The sequence below is a fragment of the Pseudomonas sp. Je.1.5.c genome (assembly GCF_051129895.1).
GTDB classification, from domain to species: domain Bacteria; phylum Pseudomonadota; class Gammaproteobacteria; order Pseudomonadales; family Pseudomonadaceae; genus Aquipseudomonas; species Aquipseudomonas urmiensis.
Genome location: NZ_JBCPSP010000053.1, coordinates 1 through 19,616 on the forward strand (window position 1 = coordinate 1; position 19,616 = coordinate 19,616).

Sequence of the window (19,616 nt, forward strand, 5' to 3'; positions counted from 1 at the left end):
GGCTTGCCCCGCGATAGCGTCAATGGCGACAACACCGCTGCGCCTGCCGACGCTATCGCGGGGCAAGCCCGCTCCCACGCAGTTCACTTTCACATATGTGTTACTTCTTGCTTTCTGCGCTCGGGTCGTAGACCCGGGTCAGGTTGCCGCCGAGGCGGAAACTGTCGAACGGCTGCATGCCCCGTTTGCGCTGCAAGGTGTCGCCGTTGCAGGCGTAGAGGCTGCAATAGGGTTCGAGCCAGGAATACTTGCTGTCGACCTTGAGGTCTTTCATGTCCTGCTTCTCACCATTGCGGCGCTTGAACGCACTCGGATCCTTCGCCCCGGCCAAGACTTTCTGGCCCAGGCGCTGCAAGGCGTTGTTGTTCTCACCGCGCAGGTCGACACCATTGACCTGGGCGAAACTGGCGATCATCGCCAGTGGCGGCAGGGCGTAGTTGTGATAGGCCAGCGCGCGCTGCTTGCGCTTGAGCTCGTTGGGCAAGAAGCCCTGCTCATCGATCTGGTTGGCGCCGACCTTGTATTCCTTCACCGCCCAGTCGAACAGGTCGCGGCGGTCAGTGGCCACGGCGGTGGCCATGACCGACCAGGCCGCCCAGTAGCTGTGGTTGTTGATCTTCTCCAGCGGCAGGTCGCTCCAGTCGCGCACGGTCTGTTCGGCGAGGCGGGCGAACCACTTCTCGATCAGTTCGGCCTCGGCCTGGTGCGCGGCCAGTGGCTGGGAGTTGGAGAACTTAAGACGCAACCACGAACCACTCATGCTGCCCAGCGCCCATTTGCGCATGGACTTGCCGGTGTGGTTGTAGTCGGTCGACATCAAGGCATCGGCGCGCGCCCACGTGCCGAGCCAGCTCAGTGCACAATCGAGCTGGGCCGGGCGGCCGTCACGCATGTACTGACCGACCATCTTGCTGATGCCGCGCTCCAGCGTGGTGATGTCCTGGGTGGAACTGCGGAAGGCTTTTTCCGACGCCAGGTTGAGCGTCGCCCGGGCCTTGTCCGAGCCTTCGTACTTGCTGCGAAATTGCAGCGCACCGGTGTAGGGCTTGGGCGCCGCTTCACACTGGAACTTGCCGTCGGTGGTCTTGATCTGCTCGATCCCGGCGTAGTAACCCTGGGGCGGCACCAACGCGGCATGCGCGGCACTGCCAAACAGCGCCAGGGCGAGCAGGGCGGGGGCGGTGATGGTGCGAGTGTTGGTCATGGTTCGCCTCACTGGCCAGCTTGCGCGGTGTGCGCGGGGCTGGCGAAGTTGTTGCGTTTGCACAGCTTGGCCTCGACCTTCTGGGTGCCTTGTTCTGGCCCCTGGACTTCCAGCGCCAGCAGGTTCTGGCTGGCCCAGTCTTCGTCTTCACGCAGTTGGAAGACGAAACGCCCGTCGGTGTCGGAGGTTTCCGGTTTCTCGATCTTGATGTCTTCATGACGGCCGTTGAGGTACCACAAGGTGGCCTGCAGAACCTTGACCGAGGTGTCCTCGAACTTGATGTCCATCTGCAGGTTGCGGTTGACCAGATCCTTGATCACGCCGCCCTTGCCGTTGACCATCAGCTCGTTCTTGCCGGGCTTGAGGGTGGCGCTGGCGCTCATCTGCGCCGGGCGATCGTCGCAGCCATCGTCGAGCAGGCCGAGGATCTGCCGCCAGATGGTTTCCTGGTCCAGGCGATACAGCGGCGAGAACTCCCAGATGAGGATCTTCGGTGGGTTTTTCTGGAACTCTTCGCTGCCCAGGTACTGGATCATCGCCCCTTCCAGGCCGCCACCAGGGAAGGCGACGTTGAGCACGTCGGCGCCGATGTACTGCTGCAGGAAGCCCGAGAAGTTGTAGTTCTTGCCGCTGTGGCTGGTGCCGACCAGGGTGATCTCGGCGTTGCCGCTGTCACCGAACAGGTCGTCGCCGCCGCTCGAACCCTTCGGCTCAGTGGCGAACTGGTCCATGTACTGCACCGCATAGCTGGTGCCACAGAGCTGGCCGGCGACGTTGTGCAGGGTGCCGGTCTTGCCCATGCGCCCGGATTTGTGAGTTTCGAATTCCTTGCGCGGGATGCCCTCGAAGGCGGGCATCTTGTGCACCGTATCGGCGACGATCTTCGCTGCGCGCTCGGCGCCATACGGGGTCCAGTGCTGGTCGCCGCGGAAGTAGAAGTCCTTGCCCTGGTCGGCGGCGGCCAGTTGCTCGTTGGTCAGCGGCGACAGGTCCGGCACGCTGTAGCCCATCTTGGCGAAGCGCTGCAGCATGGCCTGGTAGTTACCCAGCGCCTTCTGGTAGTCGAAGGCGGCTTTCTCTTGCGGGTTGAGCATGTTGCGGTTCACCAGGCCACGGGTTGGCTGGTACACCACCACCAGTTCAACGCCGCGTTTCTTGAACGCGTCGTGTACCTGCTGCAAGCGCTTGTAGCCGGCGGCAGTGGTGGTGAACTCGGTGCGCAGGTCTTCGCGGGTTCGGAACAGCCAGTCGCCTTGCGCCTGCACCAGGGTGGTGAAGTTCTGCTGGTAGCGAGTGGTGTAGCGGCTGGCGTCATGTGCTTCTGGGCACAGCTGGCAGCAGGGCTCGGCGCTGAAGCTTGGCGCTTGCACGTCTTCGGCGCGCACGCCTTGGCTGATCGCCAGCAGGGCGGCGGACAGACCGAGCAGTTTCATCAGATGTGGGGTCGTCATGGTCTTGGCTTTCCTTAATCGATCATTTCGGTCTGGCGTTCGACCGGGTCGATCAGCACGGCCTTCTGCTGGCGTACCAGCAGGTCGAGGATTTCGTCCTGGCGCTCGCCAAGCACGCCATTGAGGCTGATGCCGCTGGCTTTGCGCGGGGCGAGCATGGACACCTTGTACAGCTCGACCGACAGCGGCGAGTCGATCGACAAAGGCCCGGAACCATTGGCCGCCAGCTCACCGCCGACGACGATCAACGAGACCTTGGTATCGAACGGGTCAAGGGCGATGTCGCGGTCAGTGTCGGACAGGTCCTTGATGTGCCCGTAGACCCCGACCAGGCCGTTGGCCATGGCGACGTTTTCATACAGGCGGATGTTGACGCTGTTACGCACGCGAATGCCGTGGCGACGGTTGTTGATCAGCTTGTTGCCCCAGATCAGGTTGTCGCCGCTTTCGTACAAGGTGATGCCGTCGGTATGGTTGCGGTAGATCTCGTTGTAGGCGATCAGGTTGTTGACGCTGTTACGGTCGATCACTACCCCGGAGAGCTTGTTGTCGTAGCTCTTGTTGTTGATGATCCAGCTGTCGTTGACCTCACGCGAAACGATGATGCCGTGCTTCTTCTTGGTGCCGTACACGGTGTTGCCAGCGATGATCAGCCGGTGCGAGCGGTCGTGTGGGTCGATGCCGTAGACGATGTTGTCGCGGTAGGTGCTGTCCTTGACCACGAAGTCGCTGGTCTCGTAGCAATAGAAGCCGTACCACATGTCGCTGAACTCGGAGCCGATGATCCAGCCGGTCGGTTCCGGGCGGCCCATGCGCTTGGCCATGTTCGGCGTGTACTGCGAGATGCTCACGCCATACGACTTGGACTTGGCGTAGCCGAAGCTGGCCATCTTGCTGTTGACGATGTAGGTCTCGGTGCCACCCCACGACAGCAAGAAGGGGCGAAATTCCTTGGGCGAGCGGAAGGTCGATGGGCCGTTGTCCTTCTCGCGCCAGCCGGTGACCTGGGTGTCGCTGACGAACAGCTTGCCGTCGTTGACCAGGAACGAGCCGCCCTCTTGCGACAGGCGCAGCTCCTTGACCTTGCCGTCGATCTCAAGGATGCCCTTCTGTCCGACCACGATCGGCAGGCGGGCAAGGAACACCCCAGGCGAGACTTCGCGCAGATACTGGTCAGGCACCTGCTTGCTCAGCTGCGCCATGTCGACATGCCCGTCATCGACGAAGATCGCCTGGGGAATGCCGTGCTGGCGCTGGACCCATTCGGCGGCCTTGTTGTCGCCGCCGATGAACTCCTTGAGCGACTCTTCCTGGAGCATGCGGCGCACGCTGACCTTGCCCTTGCGGCTGCGATCGATCTTCTTTTGCACCGCTTGCGCGGTATAGCCGGAAAGATCGGGCAGCTTGGGCGGATCCATGTGCAGCGGCTCGACCGGCGCACTGGATACCGTGTAGGTCTTGGCCTGCTGCAGACCTTTGGCCATTTCCGGCTCGGCGGCCTGGACCATGCCTGCGGCCAGCAGCAAGGCGCTGGCGAGCAGACTGTGGCGAAGATGCGGGTGCAGGTTCATAGCTTTCCTCTCCCGGCTCAGAAGCGCCAGATCACGTCGACAAAGGCGCGGTGCATGTACGAATCGGCTTCTTTGCCATAGGCGTCACCCGGCTTGAAGACACCCGCGCGCAGGCGTACCAGGGCCGACGGTTCGTCGATCGACTGGCTCAGCGAAGCCGGCAGCAAGCCTTGCTTGAAGTACTTGGTGACGACCACGTCCATCTCTTGGCCCAGGTCCTTCTCGCCGCTGATCAGCGGGCGGTTGACGCCGTTGTCCTCGACCACCGCATTGATGCCGCTGGAGCCGATGTTCTGTTGGTCATCGACGCGCCAGAACTTGTGGTAGATGAAGCTTGCGTCGTAGTCCTCGCGCAGCTGCCAGGAGGCGAACAGGGTGGCTGCCTGCAAGTTGCCCAGCTCGCCACGGAAGGCCTCGCCGAAGCGGTGGACGCGCGAACGGGTGCCGGTGAAGTTGGAGCGATTGCTCTCAAGGCCGGTCTGTTCGAAGTTGTTCGAGCCGTCGCTGCCACCCCCGCCGCTGCCGCGGGCATAGGCGGCGCCGACCTGCCAGTTGGGGTCCAGGCGCAGGCGGATACCCAGGTCGGTGGCCCAGGCGTTGACGTCACCGCTCTGCTTGCCGGTAACCACTTGCTCGCCATTGCGCGTCTCGCTGCTGAGCTTGTCGCGATCGCCGGTCAGCCAGGTCAGGCTGCCCCAGTAGTTGACGGTGTGGTCGTTGCGCCAGTTGTAGGCATCGCTGTTGGCCTCAAGGCCAAGCCAGGTGAGATCGCCAGTGCGGGTCTTGTCGAGGGTGTCGATGGTCTCGCCGGGTTTGTTCAGGCTGCCGCTGTCATGGGTGTGATGGGCGCGCAGGCCAACCCAGTGACCTGGCGTCCACTGCGCGGCGACGTTGCCGTAGACGTGCGTGCGGTCTTCGTCTTCGGCGGCCAGCTCAGTCAGGTCGGTGCGGTATTCGCTGAAGCGCTGGGCAACGCCGACATCGGCCTTGAGCAGGGTGGTGTCGAAGGTCCAGTTCAGCGCCTCGATATTGGTGTCGCGCCACATGCCGTCGTCGTTGCGCAGGCGTTGCCGGCCAAAGCGCAGGTATTCGCCGGGGTAGGGCGTGAAGCCGTTGTAGCCGACCCAGAACTCGCGCAGGGCCAGGTAGCTTTTGTCGGGCTGGCGGCTGTCGTCGCCGGTATCGATGGCGCTGCCATCGTCCGAGGCGCGCAGGGTGTCGGTCTCGATGATGTCGGTGGCGGTCACCGCCTGGCCCATGGCGTAGGCGTTCCAGTTACCGCGCTCGCCATATACCCAGGGGCGCAGGTCCAGGCCCAGGCCGTTGACGTCACCGCCGGAGCGGGTGCCCAGGTCGCGGTCGTCTTCGGATTGAGCAGTGACTTTCACTTCCAGGCCGAAGTTCTTCTGCGCAGTCATGTCAGCCAGGGTCGGGCACGACCACAGCAGGGCGAAGCTCAGGCCGATACCGGCTTTCACGAAAGGGTTGAGCGTCATAGGGAGGCGTCCTCGGCGTCTTCATCGTCTTGCAGGGCTTCGATGGCCATGACGCTGTTGGCGCCCTGGGCCATGCTGCCGCGCGCCTGCTTCTCCTGCGCCAGCAGGCGCTCGGCCTGGCTGCGCTGGTCAGGCGTCAGTTGCTGATCGAGTTGTTGCAGCATGGCGCTGGACTGTTCGGTGGGGTTGGCCTGGGCCAACTGGGCGAACACCCAGGCATTGCCCGGATTCTGGCGAATGCCGTGGCCTTCGCTGTACAGCTGGGCCAAGGCGTAGTCGGCGCTGAGCTGACCGCCGCGAGCGGCGCTGAGCAGGTGGTCGACGGCCTTCTGTGGCTCGACCTGGCCCAGATAGCCCCGGCGATAGAGCTGGCCGAGGTAGTAGTGGGCGCTGATCTCGCCGGCATCGGCTGCGGCCTGCAAGTGGGTTTGGGCTTTCTCGGCATCGGCCGGCAGGGTCTTGCCTTCGTAGTAGAGGCGGCCCAGCAGCAGTTCGGCGCGTGGCTGTTCGGCGGCGCGGCCCTTTTCGATGTAGGCCAGCAACTGTTCGGTGTCACCCAGTTCGGGGAAGTCGTACAGCAGCTGGGCGAGGCTGACCCAGGAGGCTGGGTTGACCGGGGCCACGTGTTCGAGCAGCTCCTTGGCGGTCTTCTCATCGGTTTGGCCGAGGTTGCGATCAGCCAGCACGCGGGCGACGCTGTCGACCCGGGTAGCCGGCACAGTGCCGCGGGCATAGCCGGCCTTGAGCTGCTCGAGCAGGGCGTTGCGCTGGTCGGCCTGGTTGCGTTTCTGGTAGACGGTGGCCAGCTCGACGTAGCAGATGTCGGTGCTGTTGATTGCGGCCTTGCAGATGTTCTCGACGTCATCCAGGTGCTGGTCGTAGGTGCCCTGGGTGCGGTAGAGCAGGATCTGCGCCAGGCCCGCTTCCGGCTGGCCGGCGGCGCGCCATTGCTCGATCTGCTGTTGCGCGTTGACGTTGGGGAAGCTCTGCGGGTATTGCAGGTAGAGCATCGCCAGCGGGATCAGGGTGTTGCCTTCGCCTTGCTTGGCGGCGAGCTTGAGCAGGGTCTCGGCTTCTTCGCGTTCAGCCTGGGTGCTGTCGGGCTTGGCCACCAGCAGGCGGCCAAGGCGCGCCTGGGCACGCGGCGAAGTGGCAGCGGCGTCGCGGTAGGTGGCCTCGGCCTCCTTGAGCTGGGCGGGGTCGCGGGAGGCGACCTTGATGTCGGCTAGGCCCACTTGGGCGTCGCTGTAGCCGAGGTCGGCCAGGGCCTTGTAGTTGCGCTCGGCGGTGGCGGTGTCGCCACGCTTCATCGCTTCGTTGGCCAGGCGCTGGTCGGGCAGGCCCGCGCAGCCGGCCAAAGTGATGGCGATGGCGAGCAACGTCGCAGTGCGTGGGAGTGGGCTTGCCCCGCGATGACGGTCGCCTGCTCGGGCGCTGTCGCGAGGCAAGCTCGCTCCCACGAAGTTCGTATGCTGGAGGGTCATGGTCAGATCCTCTTAAAGCCCACGGGCGACGGCTTTGTCGATCAGCCAGTTCAGCGACGGACCGCGGTCGCTGTTGACCGACGCTGGGCGACCGGCCAGTTCAGCAGGCAGCGCGCCGTCTGGCTTGATCTGCACGCGGATGTCGGAGGCCAGGTCTGCGCTGTTGAGGCTGGCGCTGCTGACGATCTGGCCCGTGCGTACTTCGTCTTCGCCGGCGATCTGGAAGTTGACCCGGGTGCCTGGCTTGACCTCGTCGAACTGGCGATAGCTGAAGCGCGCCTCGATCATCGGGTTGGTGGTGCGGGGGATCAGCTGGAAGATCGGCTGGCCTTTGCTGGCGTACTGGTCGTCGTCCACCAGTTGCTGGGCAACCACGCAGTCGCAGGGGCTGGTGAGGGTGCCAGCGAGCTGCTTGCCGAACAGTTCCTCGACTTTGGCCGGCTCCAATTGCGCGTCGTCCAGATGGCCCTTGAGCATGTCCAGCATGCTGGTGCTGAAGCTTGCCAGCGGCGCGCCCTTGACCACTTGGCCGCCGCTCTCCACCAGGCTTTTGACGGTGCCATCGCGCGGCATGGTGACGGTGGTGGTCGGCACTGCGACCACACCGGCTTCGGCATGGCTGACGAAGTACATGCCATACAGCGACTTGGCGACGAAGCCGAAGGCGGCGATACCCACCACGAACACGCCGAGGGTCACGGTCACGGCGCGCAGGCGGCCGAAGGCGCTCAGGCCCGAGCCGCCGTCTTTCTGCTTGCGCGCCTTGGTGAAGTTGTCGCGCTGCAAGGTACTGAGCACGTCACCGGCGGTGATCAGTTCACCGGACAGGTGCGAGGTGATGATGTGGCGCAGGGTGGCGATGTCACGCGGTTCCAGGTTCTGGAACTCGGCGCCGGTACGGCCGGTGGCGGGGTCGCTGGCACGCACGAGGAATTCGATATCCATCGACAGGCCGAGGTTGTCGACCACGAACTGCAGGCGACCGCGCAGCACATCGCCGATCGGCAGCGGGCGCTTGGCATGGAAGGACAGGCCCCCAGCGGAGAGATCGTCGACCTTGACCTCTTGTGGCTCGCGATTGCCATCCAGGTAGCGCAGCTTGGCGGGGATGCGGACCCGGGCGTGCTGGCGCTGGGCTTCGGACTCATGCACGACATTGACGTTCACGGCGGTATTCATGGCGATTTCGTTCCTGTTGTATCCGATCCGGGGTGGCTCACACGACCATGAACAGCACGGCGACGAAGATGCTCGCGGCCGAGAAGGTCATGGTGCGGGAGGACCAGGTGTTGAACCATTGTTGAAAGCTGGCAAGGTCACGCTTGAGGGCAGTGGGCTGGCGGGTCCAGGACTGCTTGTCGAGGCGGAAGAACACGTAGATCTTCATCAACGCGCCGACGATCTGGTTGTAATAGAGAATCACTGGATAGGCCGGACCCACGCTGTGACCCGAGCACAGCAGCATGATGGTCAGGATCAGCCGGGTGATGCCGATCCACAGCAGGTACACCAGCAGGAAGGCCATGCCGAACTTGAGGCTGGCGATCACCGCGACGGTCAGGCCGAGCAGGCTGGTCCACATCGACACGCGCTGGTCGAACAGCACCACGCTGGTGAACAGCCCCAGGCGCTTGAGGCCCAGGCCCAAGGCGCGCGAGTTCTGCCGCAGGTTGTTGCCGTACCAGCGGTACATGAGTTTGCGGCTGGCCTTGAGGAAGCTTTTTTCCGGCGGGTGCTCGACCGTGTTGATCGCCGCATCCGGCACATAGAAGGTGTCGTAGCCCAGGCGCATCAGGCTGAACCAGCTCGACTTGTCGTCGCCGGTGAGGAACTTGAAGCGGCCCAGGCGCCAGTGCATCAGCGAGTCGCTCTCGACGTCGGCGATGAACTCGGGGTTGGTCACCACGCTGGCGCGGAACATCGACATCCGCCCGGTCATGGTCAGCACGCGCTTGGACAGGGCCATCGAGCACATGTTGATGTGGCGCTGGGCGAAGCGCAGCTTGTGCCACTCGCTCATGATGTAGCCGCCGCGCACTTCGCAGAATTCGTTGGTGGTCAGGCCACCGACATTGGGGAACAGCTTGAACCAGGGCACGGTCTTGCGCACCACGCCCTCGCCGAGCACGGTGTCGCCATCGATCACCGCCACCACCGCGTGCTGGTCGGGCATCATTCGCGAGATGGCGCGGAAGCCAAAGGCCAGGCCATCGCGCTTGCCGGTACCGGCGATGCGCACGAAATCGAGGGTGACGTGTTCAGGCGGGTTGTATTTGGCCCACAGGCTTTTCACCAGCAGTTCGTCGCACTTCTCCACCAGCGAGCAGACCACAGTGGTCGGGTAGCCGCAGTTGATCGCTTCGCGGATCACCGAGCTGTAGACCTGGGCGGTGGTCAGCGCATCGATGCGAAAACTGGTGACCATCAGGTACACGTGGGACGGGTCCGCGGCCTTACCCAGCTTGCGCACTTTGTTGCGCAGGTACGGGTAGACGCCGTACAGGAAGATCATGCCGCGGATGAAATGGGTGGCGCCCATCGAGTAGCGCCAGATGCCGACAGCGCCGACCAGGAAGATGAAGTGCTTCGACTGCGAGTCGAAGATGTCGCTGGGCAGGGCCAGGGCGATCAACATGAGCAGGCTCATGTAGAGCAGCCACCCGGCGCACTGCAACAGCACTGTCTGGAACCTTTGCATGTTCGGCATCCGTCGCGAAATTCAGTGAAGAGCGGGGCCTTGCGGCCCCGCGTCAGGCTGGCTTACCAGCAGATGCCTTCGGTGCGGCTGGTGGAGCAGGTCGACTTGTTCATGAAACCGACCAGGTCGATCACTTGCTTGCCTTCCGGGGCACGGTCAGCCAAGGCGCGGAACTGCTCGTCGCGGTTGCCCAGGATGATGATCTCGGCGTCGTTGACCACTTGCTCGAAGTTGGCGTTGAGCAGCGAGGACACGTGCGGGATCTTCGACTCGATGTAGTCTTTGTTGGCGCCGTGGACACGGGCGTACTCGACGTTCTGGTCGTAGATGTTGAGCTCGTAGCCCTTGCCGATCAGGCGCTCGGCCAGCTCGACCAGGGGGCTCTCGCGCAGGTCGTCGGTGCCGGCCTTGAAGCTCAGGCCAAGCAGGGCGATCTTGCGTTTGTCGTGGCTTTCGATGATGTCGAAGGCGTTCTGCACCTGCGATTCGTTACTGCGCATCAGCGAGTCGAGCAGCGGCGCTTTCACATCCAGGCTGGAGGCGCGGTAGGTGAGGGCGCGCACGTCCTTGGGCAGGCACGAGCCGCCGAAGGCGAAGCCTGGGCGCATGTAGTACTGCGACAGGTTGAGGACTTTGTCCTGGCAGACCACATCCATCACTTCACGACCATCGACGCCGACCGCCTTGGCGATGTTGCCGATCTCGTTGGCGAAGGTGACCTTGGTCGCGTGCCAGACGTTGCAGGTGTACTTGATCATCTCGGCCACGGCGATGTCCTTGCGGATCACCGGGGCGTCGAGCTCTTCGTACAGCGCTTGCAGAACGTCGCCGCTGGCCTTGTCCAGTTCGCCGATGACGGTCATTGGTGGGTGGTCGTAGTCCTTGATCGCGGTGCTTTCACGCAGGAACTCAGGGTTGACCGCCACACCGAAGTCGACCCCGGCTTTCTTGCCCGAGCAGTCTTCCAGGATTGGGATTACCACGTTCTTGACGGTGCCTGGCAACACGGTGCTGCGCACCACGATGGTGTGGCGGCGGGTGGTGTCACGCAGCACGTAGCCGATCTCGCGGCACACCGACTCGATGTACTCAAGGCCCAGGTCGCCGTTTTTCTTGCTCGGCGTGCCGACGCAGATCATCGACACGTCGCTGGCACGGATGGCCTCGGCGAAGTCGGTGGTGCCACGCAGGCGGCCATTGGCCAGGCCTTGCTGCAGCAGTTCTTCCAGACCCGGTTCGACGATGGGCGACTTGCCCTTGTTGATCAGGTCGATCTTGGTGGCGGACACGTCCACACCAATCACTTCATGGCCCCGTGCCGACAGGCAACCTGCACAGACTGCACCCACATAACCCAAACCAAAGATGCTGATACGCATCGCATTCACCTCGTGTGTTTATCACGCCAGCCCTTCAGCGGAAGAGCCGACCGGGTTGATTAACCAGCAGTATTCGGGCGCACGGATCCATGGCGAAAAGACACTTCACCGAACGCAGGCATGAATAAATCCGGAGTGCAAAAAGTTGTGCACTCTTAAATGGCAGTCAAAGGCCGATAATTAAAAGGCGTGCCCTGAAATGCAGCCGTCTTAAATGCAGAACGCTACTTGGCGAACTGCTGTGCTTGTTTTTTCAAGTGAATAAATCCTTTGAAATCAACCACTAGGACGATTAAAGGGGGCGCGTCTATCCTCCGTGTGACAGGGCTTAGTGGCGCGTGCCATTGCCGCTGTCGAACTTTCCTGGGCGGGTGTAGATACCTGCCGTTGTCATCTGTAAGTCATCTCTCACGTTCAACGCTCGTGAATCGTTACGGGTGCTATGAGCGACCGCGGCTAGCAGAAGTTCCTGAGGGGGTTCGTGCAGAATGAATGATTTCTAAATATTTTTTCAGGCGTAAATACTTTCATACTGATGGCACTGGCGAGTGCCATCCCTATATATAAAGGGCGAAAACGGGGTGAGATAGTTTTGTGCCAGTATCCGAAAAATTTTTTCAAAATTCGTCAAAAAAGTACGAACGGTCTTATGGCGTTTGGCGATAACAGTATAGGAGGTGGGTTTTTGGCGCCAGGATCTTGGCGTGATAGCTATATGAATTAGGAGTGACGTGAGGGGGCGGTGCCGCCCTTCGCGTCGGACCGCCGCTGGGGCCGCAAAGCGGCCCAGCGTTTTTCAGGCCTCAGGATTATCCCGCAAGAACACCAAATGATCCGTCTTCGACTGCTCGGCACTGTAGTAGTACCCCTGCACATCGAACTGCTTGAGCTGCTCAGGATCGTTGATCTGCTCCTGGATCACGAACCGGCTCATCATCCCCCGGGCCTTCTTGGCATAGAAGCTGATGATCTTGTACTGGCCGTTTTTCCAGTCCTTGAAGTCGACGTTGATGACCCGCGCATTCAAGGCGTTGCGCTTGACCGCGCTGAAGTACTCGTTGCTGGCCAGGTTGAGCAGCACGTCATCGCCTTGCTCGGCCAGGGCCTGGTTCAGCCATTCGCTGATCCGCGTGCCCCAGAATGCATAGAGGTCTTTGCCGCGGGCGTTGGCCAGCTTGGTGCCCATCTCCAGGCGGTAGGGTTGCATCAAGTCGAGCGGGCGCAGCAGGCCATACAGGCCGGAGAGCATACGCAGGTGCTGCTGGGCATAGCTGAAGTCGTCTTCGCTGAGGCTTTCGGCGTCGAGCCCGGTGTACACGTCACCCTTGAACGCCAGCAGCGCCTGCTTGGCGTTGGCTGGGGTGAAGTCTGGGGTCCAGCTGCCGAAGCGTGCGGCGTTGAGGCCGGAGAGTTTGTCCGACAGGTGCATCAACTCGCTGATTTGCGCAGGGCTCAGCTCACGCAGCTGGGTGATCAGTTCCTGCGAGTCGTCCAGGTACTGCGGCAGGGTGAAGCGCTGGGTCACCGCAGGGGTGTCGTAATCGAGGGTCTTGGCGGGGGAAATCACCGTCAGCATCAGGTCGGCTCCTTGAATCGTAGAGGCGGATTCTACGGGCTGGCCGGGGTAAGTCCAAACTATGCCGACGATAGTCACAGAACATCGGCGAGCCTCGCGTTATAGTGCGGCTCATGATTGAACGGGATTTGCGGAGAGTCCGACCGTGCGCATTGCCTTAGCCTTGCTGGCTGGCTGGTTCAGCCTGGCCGTGCAGGCCGCCCCACCGATTCAAGCCAGCCTGGACCGCAGCCTGTGGCCCGAGCAACTGGACAGCCCGGCGCTGTTCGATGTCGCTTCGCGCGCGGAAATTTTGTCGTTTGCTCAGGTGTTGCAAGAGAGCGAGTTGCTCGATGAGCCGGCGCTGGCTGCGCGGCTCAAGCTCAGGCAGGTCAACTTGACAGTGATTCGTGCGGTAAGGGCGCGGATGTGGCAGCGGCTGTGGCAGAACTATCAGCAGGCCCAGCGCAGTTGCGAGCAGGATGCCTCGTTCTGCTACCCGGTCGAGTCGATGGCCGAACTTCGCACACAAGCCGCCACGTTCAACGCTGATGTCGGCGAGTTCTATACCGGTTGGATCGAACCGAGCCGGCAGTTTCATGTGCGCTATCTGGATGAGCAATTGCGCAAGGCAGCGTTGTTCCCGCAAACCAGCAGCGAGATCGAGCGCCTCTCCAGCCGCGAGCGCAATGGCGATGAGCTCAATGACCGGATGTTCTTGCTGACCTTCGTCGGTGGCCCTGGCGCCGAAGGCAGCAGCACCGACAGCCTGACCGACTATTTGCGCCGGCAGAAGTTGGGCGGCACCTTCTTTGTCTTGGGTAATCGCCTGCAACAACGTCGCGACGCCGCCGCCAGTTCGCTCGGCGAGCTGTATGCCGGGCAATGCGTAGGCATTCAGGGGTGGGAGTACCGCTCGCATGCGCAGTGGCATGACTGGCAAGACTCGCTGCGCCGCAGTCAGGCGCGGGTCCAGGCGGATTTGCCCGAGCAGTACGTGCCGTTGTTCCGTCCGCCCTATGGCCAGCGCCGCGCCGATGGCGAGGCGTTCATGGCCAGCCAGGGGCTGCAGGTGTCGCTGTGGGATATCGATGCACTGGATGACACAGCCTTGACCGCCGAGCAATCCGCCCAGCGCGTGGTAACCCTGATGCTGTTGTGGCGCAAGGGGGTGATTCAACTGCACGACAATCAGCCCAAGGCCCAGCAGGCGGTGCAGTGGCTGCTGCACAACACCGGACAAAGTGGCATCGGCTGGGAAGATTGCCAGGCGTACGTGCACCAGGATGGCCCACCTGCATCACACTAGGCGGCAACCTACCCCCGCGAAAAGCATAGGGCTTGATCTTTGACTTTAGTTCCCCGATGGCAGCCAGCCAAGGCGCGTTAGCCATTCGGAAAAATAAACTTCATCGGGACGTAAAAAAGCTTTTTTTGTTCATGGTTTTTGCGGTATGAAAGAACCAGACAGCCGATTCCTGCAGCACAGGTGGCGTCATCCAGACCCTCCTTTGCCAGGTGCGCTTCCCGCCCGTAACAACGCGGATACGGGGAGAACGGCGTCACTCTGCGGCGCAGCGGTTACGCGCCGCGTGGTTCTGACACAAGGTGCCCGAGTATGGATGACCATGGACGCAACCCTTCCTCCACCCAGCCGATCCTCTATGTGCTCGATACCAACGTCCTGATTCACGATCCCAACGCATTGCTCAACTTCGAGGAGCACCACGTCGCCATTCCGATGACGGTGCTGGAGGAACTCGACAAGCTCAAGACCGGTAAACACACCATCGCCGCCGAATGCCGCCAGGCGATCCGGCTGATCGATCAAACCCTCGGTGACGCCTCGCCCAGTGATGTCGAACAGGGCGTGCCGATCCAGCGTGGCAAGAGCGGACCGAAAGGTTTTTTGTCCATCCTGATGAGCCCGCGTAGCGAGCCCAACCGCCTGCTGCCAGAGAACCTGGCCGACAACATCATCATCAACCAGCTCCTGGAACTGCGCGCCAAACGCTCCGATCTGGACGTGGTGCTGGTGACCAAGGACATCAACATGCGCCTGAAGGCGCGCGCTTGTGGGATTGCCGCCGAGGACTACAGCACCGACCAGTTGGTCGACGACGTGTCCTTGTTGTCCAAGGGCTATCACTCGGTCAGCGGATCGTTCTGGGACCGGGTCAGCAAGGTCGAGACCCGCCAGGAGCGCGGCCGGACCTGGCATCGGGTGCAGCTGACCGACAACCTGCCGGCGGTGCACGTCAACGAGTTCATCATCGATGAGCAAGGCTTCGTGGGTTGGATCAAGGGCATCCGTAACGATGAGCTGCTATTGCTCGACCTGCACCAGGAGCCGCTGCTGCACCAGGAGGCCTGGGGGCTGAAACCGCGTGACATCCATCAGAGCCTGGCACTGTTCGCCTTGCTCGATCCGGATATTCACCTGGTCAACCTGACTGGCGCTGCCGGTTCCGGCAAGACCATCCTGGCGTTGGCTGCGGCTATCGAACAGACCATGGTCAGCAAGCGCTACCGGCGCATCATCGCCACCCGCAGCGTGCAGGGGCTGGACCAGGAGATTGGCTTCCTGCCAGGCACCGAGGCGGAGAAGATGGAGCCTTGGCTGGGGGCGATCACCGACAACCTTGAAGCCTTGCACATGGATGATGAGAGCACCCATGGCAGCGTCGAGTACATCCTTGAGCGGGTACCGCTGCAGTTCAAGTCGCTGAACTACATTCGCGGTCGTAGCTTCCAGCAGAGCCTGATCCTGATCGATGAATGCCAGAACCTTACCCCGCACCAGATGAAGACCATCATCACCCGCGCGGGGGCAGGGTCCAAGGTGGTGTGCCTGGGCAACCTGGCGCAGATCGATACGCCTTACCTGTCGGCGACCAGTTCTGGGTTGACCTACTTGACTGAGCGCTTCAAGGACTTCCCGCATGGCGTGCACATCACCCTGCAGGGTGTGCCTCGTTCGGTACTGGCCGAGTACGCTGAGTCGCACCTGTAGATAGATAGGTGGCTGTAGCGGCCTCATCGCGGGGCAAGCCCGCTCCTACCGGGCTGCACCGCTCCTGTGGGAGCGGGCTTGCCCCGCGATGAGGCCGGTACAATCACCACCCGCCCAGCTTTTTTCGCTGCGTAAACCTGACCGGCAGGTTTACACTGATCGCTCCCTTCCCAGGAGCAGAGCAGTGCTGACTCATCTCGATTCCCAGGGGCGCGCCAACATGGTCGACGTCACTGAAAAAGCCGTGACAGAACGCGAAGCGGTGGCCGAAGCGCGCGTGCGCATGTTGCCGCAGACCCTGCAAATGATCGTCGACGGCGAGCACCCCAAGGGCGATGTGTTCGCCGTGGCGCGGATTGCCGGTATCCAGGCGGCGAAAAAGACCAGCGACCTGATCCCGCTTTGCCATCCCCTGATGCTCACCAGCGTCAAGGTCGAGCTCAGCGCCGAAGGTACCGATGCAGTGCGTATCGTCGCCCGCTGCAAGCTGGCCGGGCAGACCGGAGTGGAGATGGAAGCACTGACTGCTGCCAGCGTTGCCGCGCTGACCATTTACGACATGTGCAAGGCAGTGGATAAGGGCATGGTCATCGAGCAGGTGCGCCTCTTGGAAAAAATCGGCGGCAAGAGCGGCCACTATCAGGTGCAGGCGTGATGAAAGTCCAAGTGGTGTATTTCGCTCGCTACCGTGAGCAACTGGGGCGTGATGGCGAGCCGCTGGAAGGCGATTTCGCGGCGATTGCCGATGTGCGCAATGCCTTGTTGGCGAAGGGCGATGATTACCAGGTGTTGGCCGAGCAGAACCTGATGTGCGCGCGTAACCAGGACCTGTGCCGGCTTGACGAGCCGCTGGCGGAGGGCGACGAAGTGGCGTTTTTCCCACCGGTGACCGGAGGCTGAGCATGACGGTTCGAGTGCAGGAGCAGGCGTTCGATCCGGGCGCCGAGGTCAACGCCATGCATGCCGCCAATGTCGGGGTCGGGGCGGTGGTCGGCTTTGTCGGTTATGTGCGCGATTTCAACGATGGCCGGGATGTGGCCGGGATGTTCCTGGAGCATTATCCGGGCATGACCGAGAAGGCTTTGGCCAAGATCGTCGTCGAGGCCGAGCAGCGTTGGCCGTTATTGAAGGTCGAAGTGCTGCATCGTATTGGCGGGCTGGAGCCGGGCGAGCCGATCGTGTTCGTCGGTGTGGCCAGTGCGCATCGGCAGGCAGCATTCGATGCCTGCAACTTCATCATGGATTACCTGAAGACCCGGGCGCCGTTCTGGAAGAAGGAAAACACCCAGGACGGGCCGCGCTGGGTCGAGGGCAGGCAGTCGGATCAGGATGCTGCCGAGCGCTGGCAATAACCCATCGATAATGGGTCTGCGTGGGAGTCCTAGCGTGGGAGCGGGCTTGCCCCGCGATCGCTTCAGGCCAGGCAACGAAGCCGCCTGGGCCTACCCTATCGCGGGGCAAGCCCGCTCCCACGCGATGACTCTTACGCTATGCCTTCCACACTACGCCTGTCAGTGATGCTTGCGCGGTACTGCCTGCAGCAACTCGTCAGGTGGCATCTCGCACTTGATCTTGCGCCCCAGCAGCTCTTCGATCGCTGGCAACTGATACGAATCATCTTCACCGGCAAAGCTGATCGACACACCCGCAGCCCCGGCGCGGCCGGTACGGCCAATGCGGTGCACGTAGTCATCCGGATCTTCCGGCAGGGTGAAGTTGATCACGTGGCTGATGCCATCGATGTGAATCCCGCGCCCGGCCACGTCGGTGGCGACCAGCACGGTGATGCGCCCCTCTCGGAAGTTTTCCAGGGTACGAATGCGCTTGTGCTGCGGCACGTCACCGGACAACTGGGCGGCGTTGATGCCGTCGCGCACCAGGCGCTCTTCGATGCGCCGCACTTCATCCTTGCGGTTGGCAAAGACCATCACCCGTTCCCACTTCTGCTGGGTCACCAGGTTGTACAGCAGCTTGTACTTGTCGCTGCCGGCCACGGCATAGACGTGCTGCTCGACGGTCTCGCTGGCGACGTTCTCCGGTTCGATCTCGACGATCGCAGGGTTGGTCGTCCATTGCTTGGCCAGGTTCATCACATCGTCGGTGAAGGTCGCCGAGAACAGCAGGGTCTGGCGCTCGCTCTTGGGTGGGGTCTGGCGGATGATCTGCCGCACCTGGGGGATGAAGCCCATGTCGAGCATGCGGTCGGCTTCGTCGAGCACCATCACCTCGACCATGTCCAGGTGCACTTCGCCGCGCTGGTGGAAGTCCAGCAGGCGCCCTGGAGTGGCTACCAGGATGTCGCAGTGACGCGCTTCGAGGGCCTTGAGCTGCTTGTCGAAGTCCATGCCGCCGACGAAGGTCATCACGTTCAGGCCGCTGTACTTGGTCAGCGCCGCGGCGTCCTTGGCGATCTGTACCACCAGCTCACGGGTTGGGGCGATGATCAGCGCGCGCGGCTCGCCCATGTAGCGCTCTTTCGGCGCCGGGGTCTGCTGCAACTGGGAAATGATCGAGATCAGGAACGCGGCGGTCTTGCCGGTGCCGGTCTGCGCCCGACCTATGGCGTCCTGGCCGCGCAGGGTGTAACCCAGCACTTGGGCCTGGATGGGGGTGCAGTAGGGGAAGCCCAGGTCCTGGATGGCATGCATCAGCTCGTTGGAGAGCTTGAAGTCATGGAAGCGGGTCTTGCCTTCTTGTGGCTCGACGACGAAGTCTTCTGGTTTCCACAGGCTGGCTTGTGGCTTGGGTTTGCGCTCGCGGCGCGGCTTGTCCTGTACGGGCTTGTCGACGCGAGGGCTGGCAGGCGCTGGAGCTGGCGCTTTGGCGCTGGGCTGGGCCTGGGGTGCCGGCGGTTGGACCGCAGGCGCGGGCGTAATCACGCGGGCATCGGGTTCGACGGCCTGAGGCGCGGCGTCTCCCTTGCCGAATATTTTTTTAAGTGCCTTGAGCACGGTCGTCTCATCAATTGGTTAAGGAATGTACGCCCGGCAGTGTAATGCAAGAACCGGGCGCGGCGTAGCGCAATGCACAGCCAACTACATACGGCCTGACTCAGCGCAGGCGTTCACTCAGCCAGTCGTGGATGTCGGACAGCTCTGCCACGGCCACCTCGTGCTCCATCGGGTATTCATGCCAGCGCGCGGCGACGCCCCAGCTGTTGAGGTATTCGAAGGCCGTGCGGCCCATGGACGGGATCACCACCGGGTCATGCACGCCATGCAGGCACAGGGCCGGCGTGCGCTGCTGGCAGGCGCTGAGCTGATGGCCTTCGCTGAAGGTCGGGGCATAGGTGGACAGGGCAATCACGCCGCCCAGTGCTTCTTGCCACTTTATATAGGCAGTGTGCAGTACCACCGCGCCACCCTGGGAGAAACCAGCAAGGATGATCCGCGCCAGGTTGATGCCCTTGGCTTGCTCGGCCTTGATCAGTTCGATCACCTGCTCGGCCGATTCATCCAGTTGCGCCTCGTCAATGGCGCGGGCTGGGGTCATGGCCTTGATGTCGTACCAGCTGGGCATCTGATAGCCGCCGTTGATGGTCACCGGGCGGGTCGGGGCCTGGGGCATGACGAAGCGGGTACTGAGCAGGCGCTCCTGAAGAAATTCGGCCACCGGTAGGAAGTCGTAACGGTCGGCCCCCAGTCCGTGCAACCAGATCACACAGGCGTCGGCGGTATTTTGCGGTTCGAGAATCAGCGGTTGGGTCATGACTGCTCCGAAAGTGTGCGCGCTGGCTTAAGTGGTGCGTAAAAAGAAGGCATCTGT

General features: G+C 62.3%; 16 protein-coding genes. 5 read left to right on the forward strand and 11 right to left on the reverse strand.

The window, feature by feature from the left end:
- Positions 1–100 precede the first annotated feature (100 nt).
- The 9 genes from AAZU54_RS24580 to yaaA all read right to left on the reverse strand — a co-directional run bounded on the left by AAZU54_RS24580 (position 101) and on the right by yaaA (position 12,859).
- Positions 101–1,204: a mannuronate-specific alginate lyase gene (locus tag AAZU54_RS24580; RefSeq protein WP_186553815.1), complete on the reverse strand. Its 1,104-nt coding sequence runs from the start codon at positions 1,202–1,204 to the stop codon at positions 101–103.
- 8 nt (positions 1,205–1,212) lie between these two features.
- Complete coding sequence (locus AAZU54_RS24585) at positions 1,213–2,655, reverse strand: alginate O-acetyltransferase (protein WP_186553816.1); 1,443 nt, start codon at positions 2,653–2,655, stop codon at positions 1,213–1,215.
- A 14-nt stretch (positions 2,656–2,669) separates the two neighbouring features.
- Entirely contained in the window at positions 2,670–4,226 is a 1,557-nt protein-coding gene (gene algG / locus AAZU54_RS24590; protein ID WP_312154031.1) for a mannuronan 5-epimerase AlgG, read from the reverse strand.
- 17 nt (positions 4,227–4,243) lie between these two features.
- Positions 4,244–5,722, reverse strand: a complete 1,479-nt coding sequence (locus AAZU54_RS24595) for an alginate export family protein (RefSeq protein WP_186553818.1) — start codon at positions 5,720–5,722, stop codon at positions 4,244–4,246.
- Positions 5,719–7,206, reverse strand: a complete 1,488-nt coding sequence (gene algK, locus AAZU54_RS24600; protein WP_405130067.1) for an alginate biosynthesis TPR repeat lipoprotein AlgK — start codon at positions 7,204–7,206, stop codon at positions 5,719–5,721. Before algK ends, AAZU54_RS24595 begins: the two co-directional genes overlap by 4 nt.
- Positions 7,207–7,218: 12 nt before the next feature.
- Entirely contained in the window at positions 7,219–8,385 is a 1,167-nt protein-coding gene (locus AAZU54_RS24605; protein ID WP_312156499.1) for an alginate biosynthesis protein Alg44, read from the reverse strand.
- A 37-nt stretch (positions 8,386–8,422) separates the two neighbouring features.
- The gene (locus tag AAZU54_RS24610; RefSeq protein ID WP_186553821.1) at positions 8,423–9,904 is read right to left on the reverse strand and encodes a glycosyltransferase family 2 protein; all 1,482 of its coding nucleotides are present in this window, start codon (positions 9,902–9,904) and stop codon (positions 8,423–8,425) included.
- A gap of 62 nt (positions 9,905–9,966) precedes the next feature.
- Positions 9,967–11,283 (reverse strand): nucleotide sugar dehydrogenase, encoded by a 1,317-nt coding sequence (locus AAZU54_RS24615; RefSeq protein WP_312153994.1) that lies wholly within the window; start codon positions 11,281–11,283, stop codon positions 9,967–9,969.
- 796 nt (positions 11,284–12,079) lie between these two features.
- On the reverse strand, positions 12,080–12,859 hold the full coding sequence (gene yaaA, locus AAZU54_RS24620; RefSeq protein ID WP_312153997.1) for a peroxide stress protein YaaA: 780 nt from the start codon (positions 12,857–12,859) through the stop codon (positions 12,080–12,082).
- A gap of 145 nt (positions 12,860–13,004) precedes the next feature.
- Between yaaA and AAZU54_RS24625 the strand changes: the two genes are divergently transcribed.
- The 5 genes from AAZU54_RS24625 (at position 13,005) to moaE (ending at position 17,203) form a co-directional block, all read left to right on the forward strand.
- Positions 13,005–14,147 (forward strand): polysaccharide deacetylase family protein, encoded by a 1,143-nt coding sequence (locus AAZU54_RS24625; RefSeq protein WP_434727784.1) that lies wholly within the window; start codon positions 13,005–13,007, stop codon positions 14,145–14,147.
- 309 nt (positions 14,148–14,456) lie between these two features.
- Positions 14,457–15,851: a PhoH family protein gene (locus AAZU54_RS24630; protein WP_186553827.1), complete on the forward strand. Its 1,395-nt coding sequence runs from the start codon at positions 14,457–14,459 to the stop codon at positions 15,849–15,851.
- A gap of 184 nt (positions 15,852–16,035) precedes the next feature.
- Positions 16,036–16,506: a cyclic pyranopterin monophosphate synthase MoaC gene (moaC, locus tag AAZU54_RS24635; RefSeq protein WP_186553828.1), complete on the forward strand. Its 471-nt coding sequence runs from the start codon at positions 16,036–16,038 to the stop codon at positions 16,504–16,506.
- Positions 16,506–16,751: a MoaD/ThiS family protein gene (locus AAZU54_RS24640; protein ID WP_186553829.1), complete on the forward strand. Its 246-nt coding sequence runs from the start codon at positions 16,506–16,508 to the stop codon at positions 16,749–16,751. The genes moaC and AAZU54_RS24640 overlap by 1 nt, the downstream gene beginning before the upstream one ends.
- A gap of 2 nt (positions 16,752–16,753) precedes the next feature.
- Positions 16,754–17,203, forward strand: coding sequence for a molybdopterin synthase catalytic subunit MoaE (gene moaE / locus AAZU54_RS24645; RefSeq protein WP_392469060.1), 450 nt, complete (start codon positions 16,754–16,756; stop codon positions 17,201–17,203).
- A 159-nt stretch (positions 17,204–17,362) separates the two neighbouring features.
- On the opposite strand, the gene rhlB is transcribed toward moaE, so the two are convergent.
- Positions 17,363–18,802 carry an ATP-dependent RNA helicase RhlB gene (gene rhlB, locus AAZU54_RS24650; protein WP_312155200.1) on the reverse strand — a complete coding sequence of 480 codons (1,440 nt, stop codon included), beginning with the start codon at positions 18,800–18,802 and terminating at the stop codon, positions 17,363–17,365.
- A gap of 100 nt (positions 18,803–18,902) precedes the next feature.
- A complete protein-coding gene (locus tag AAZU54_RS24655; protein ID WP_186553832.1) occupies positions 18,903–19,559 on the reverse strand; it encodes an alpha/beta hydrolase in 657 nt (218 codons plus the stop codon).
- Between the last annotated feature and the right edge of the window lie 57 nt (positions 19,560–19,616).

What these genes read in the sequence shown, in the direction of transcription:
- yaaA (WP_312153997.1), bottom strand. Translation starts at nt 12,859, where the DNA reads ATGCTGACGGTGATTTCCCCCGCCAAGACCCTCGATTACGACACCCCT.
- AAZU54_RS24610 (WP_186553821.1), bottom strand. Translation starts at nt 9,904, where the DNA reads ATGCAAAGGTTCCAGACAGTGCTGTTGCAGTGCGCCGGGTGGCTGCTC.
- AAZU54_RS24655 (WP_186553832.1), bottom strand. Translation starts at nt 19,559, where the DNA reads ATGACCCAACCGCTGATTCTCGAACCGCAAAATACCGCCGACGCCTGT.
- moaE (WP_392469060.1), top strand. Translation starts at nt 16,754, where the DNA reads ATGACGGTTCGAGTGCAGGAGCAGGCGTTCGATCCGGGCGCCGAGGTC.
- AAZU54_RS24640 (WP_186553829.1), top strand. Translation starts at nt 16,506, where the DNA reads ATGAAAGTCCAAGTGGTGTATTTCGCTCGCTACCGTGAGCAACTGGGG.
- AAZU54_RS24615 (WP_312153994.1), bottom strand. Translation starts at nt 11,283, where the DNA reads ATGCGTATCAGCATCTTTGGTTTGGGTTATGTGGGTGCAGTCTGTGCA.
- algK (WP_405130067.1), bottom strand. Translation starts at nt 7,206, where the DNA reads ATGACCCTCCAGCATACGAACTTCGTGGGAGCGAGCTTGCCTCGCGAC.
- AAZU54_RS24595 (WP_186553818.1), bottom strand. Translation starts at nt 5,722, where the DNA reads ATGACGCTCAACCCTTTCGTGAAAGCCGGTATCGGCCTGAGCTTCGCC.
- algG (WP_312154031.1), bottom strand. Translation starts at nt 4,226, where the DNA reads ATGAACCTGCACCCGCATCTTCGCCACAGTCTGCTCGCCAGCGCCTTG.
- AAZU54_RS24605 (WP_312156499.1), bottom strand. Translation starts at nt 8,385, where the DNA reads ATGAATACCGCCGTGAACGTCAATGTCGTGCATGAGTCCGAAGCCCAG.
- AAZU54_RS24585 (WP_186553816.1), bottom strand. Translation starts at nt 2,655, where the DNA reads ATGACGACCCCACATCTGATGAAACTGCTCGGTCTGTCCGCCGCCCTG.
- AAZU54_RS24580 (WP_186553815.1), bottom strand. Translation starts at nt 1,204, where the DNA reads ATGACCAACACTCGCACCATCACCGCCCCCGCCCTGCTCGCCCTGGCG.
- AAZU54_RS24630 (WP_186553827.1), top strand. Translation starts at nt 14,457, where the DNA reads ATGGATGACCATGGACGCAACCCTTCCTCCACCCAGCCGATCCTCTAT.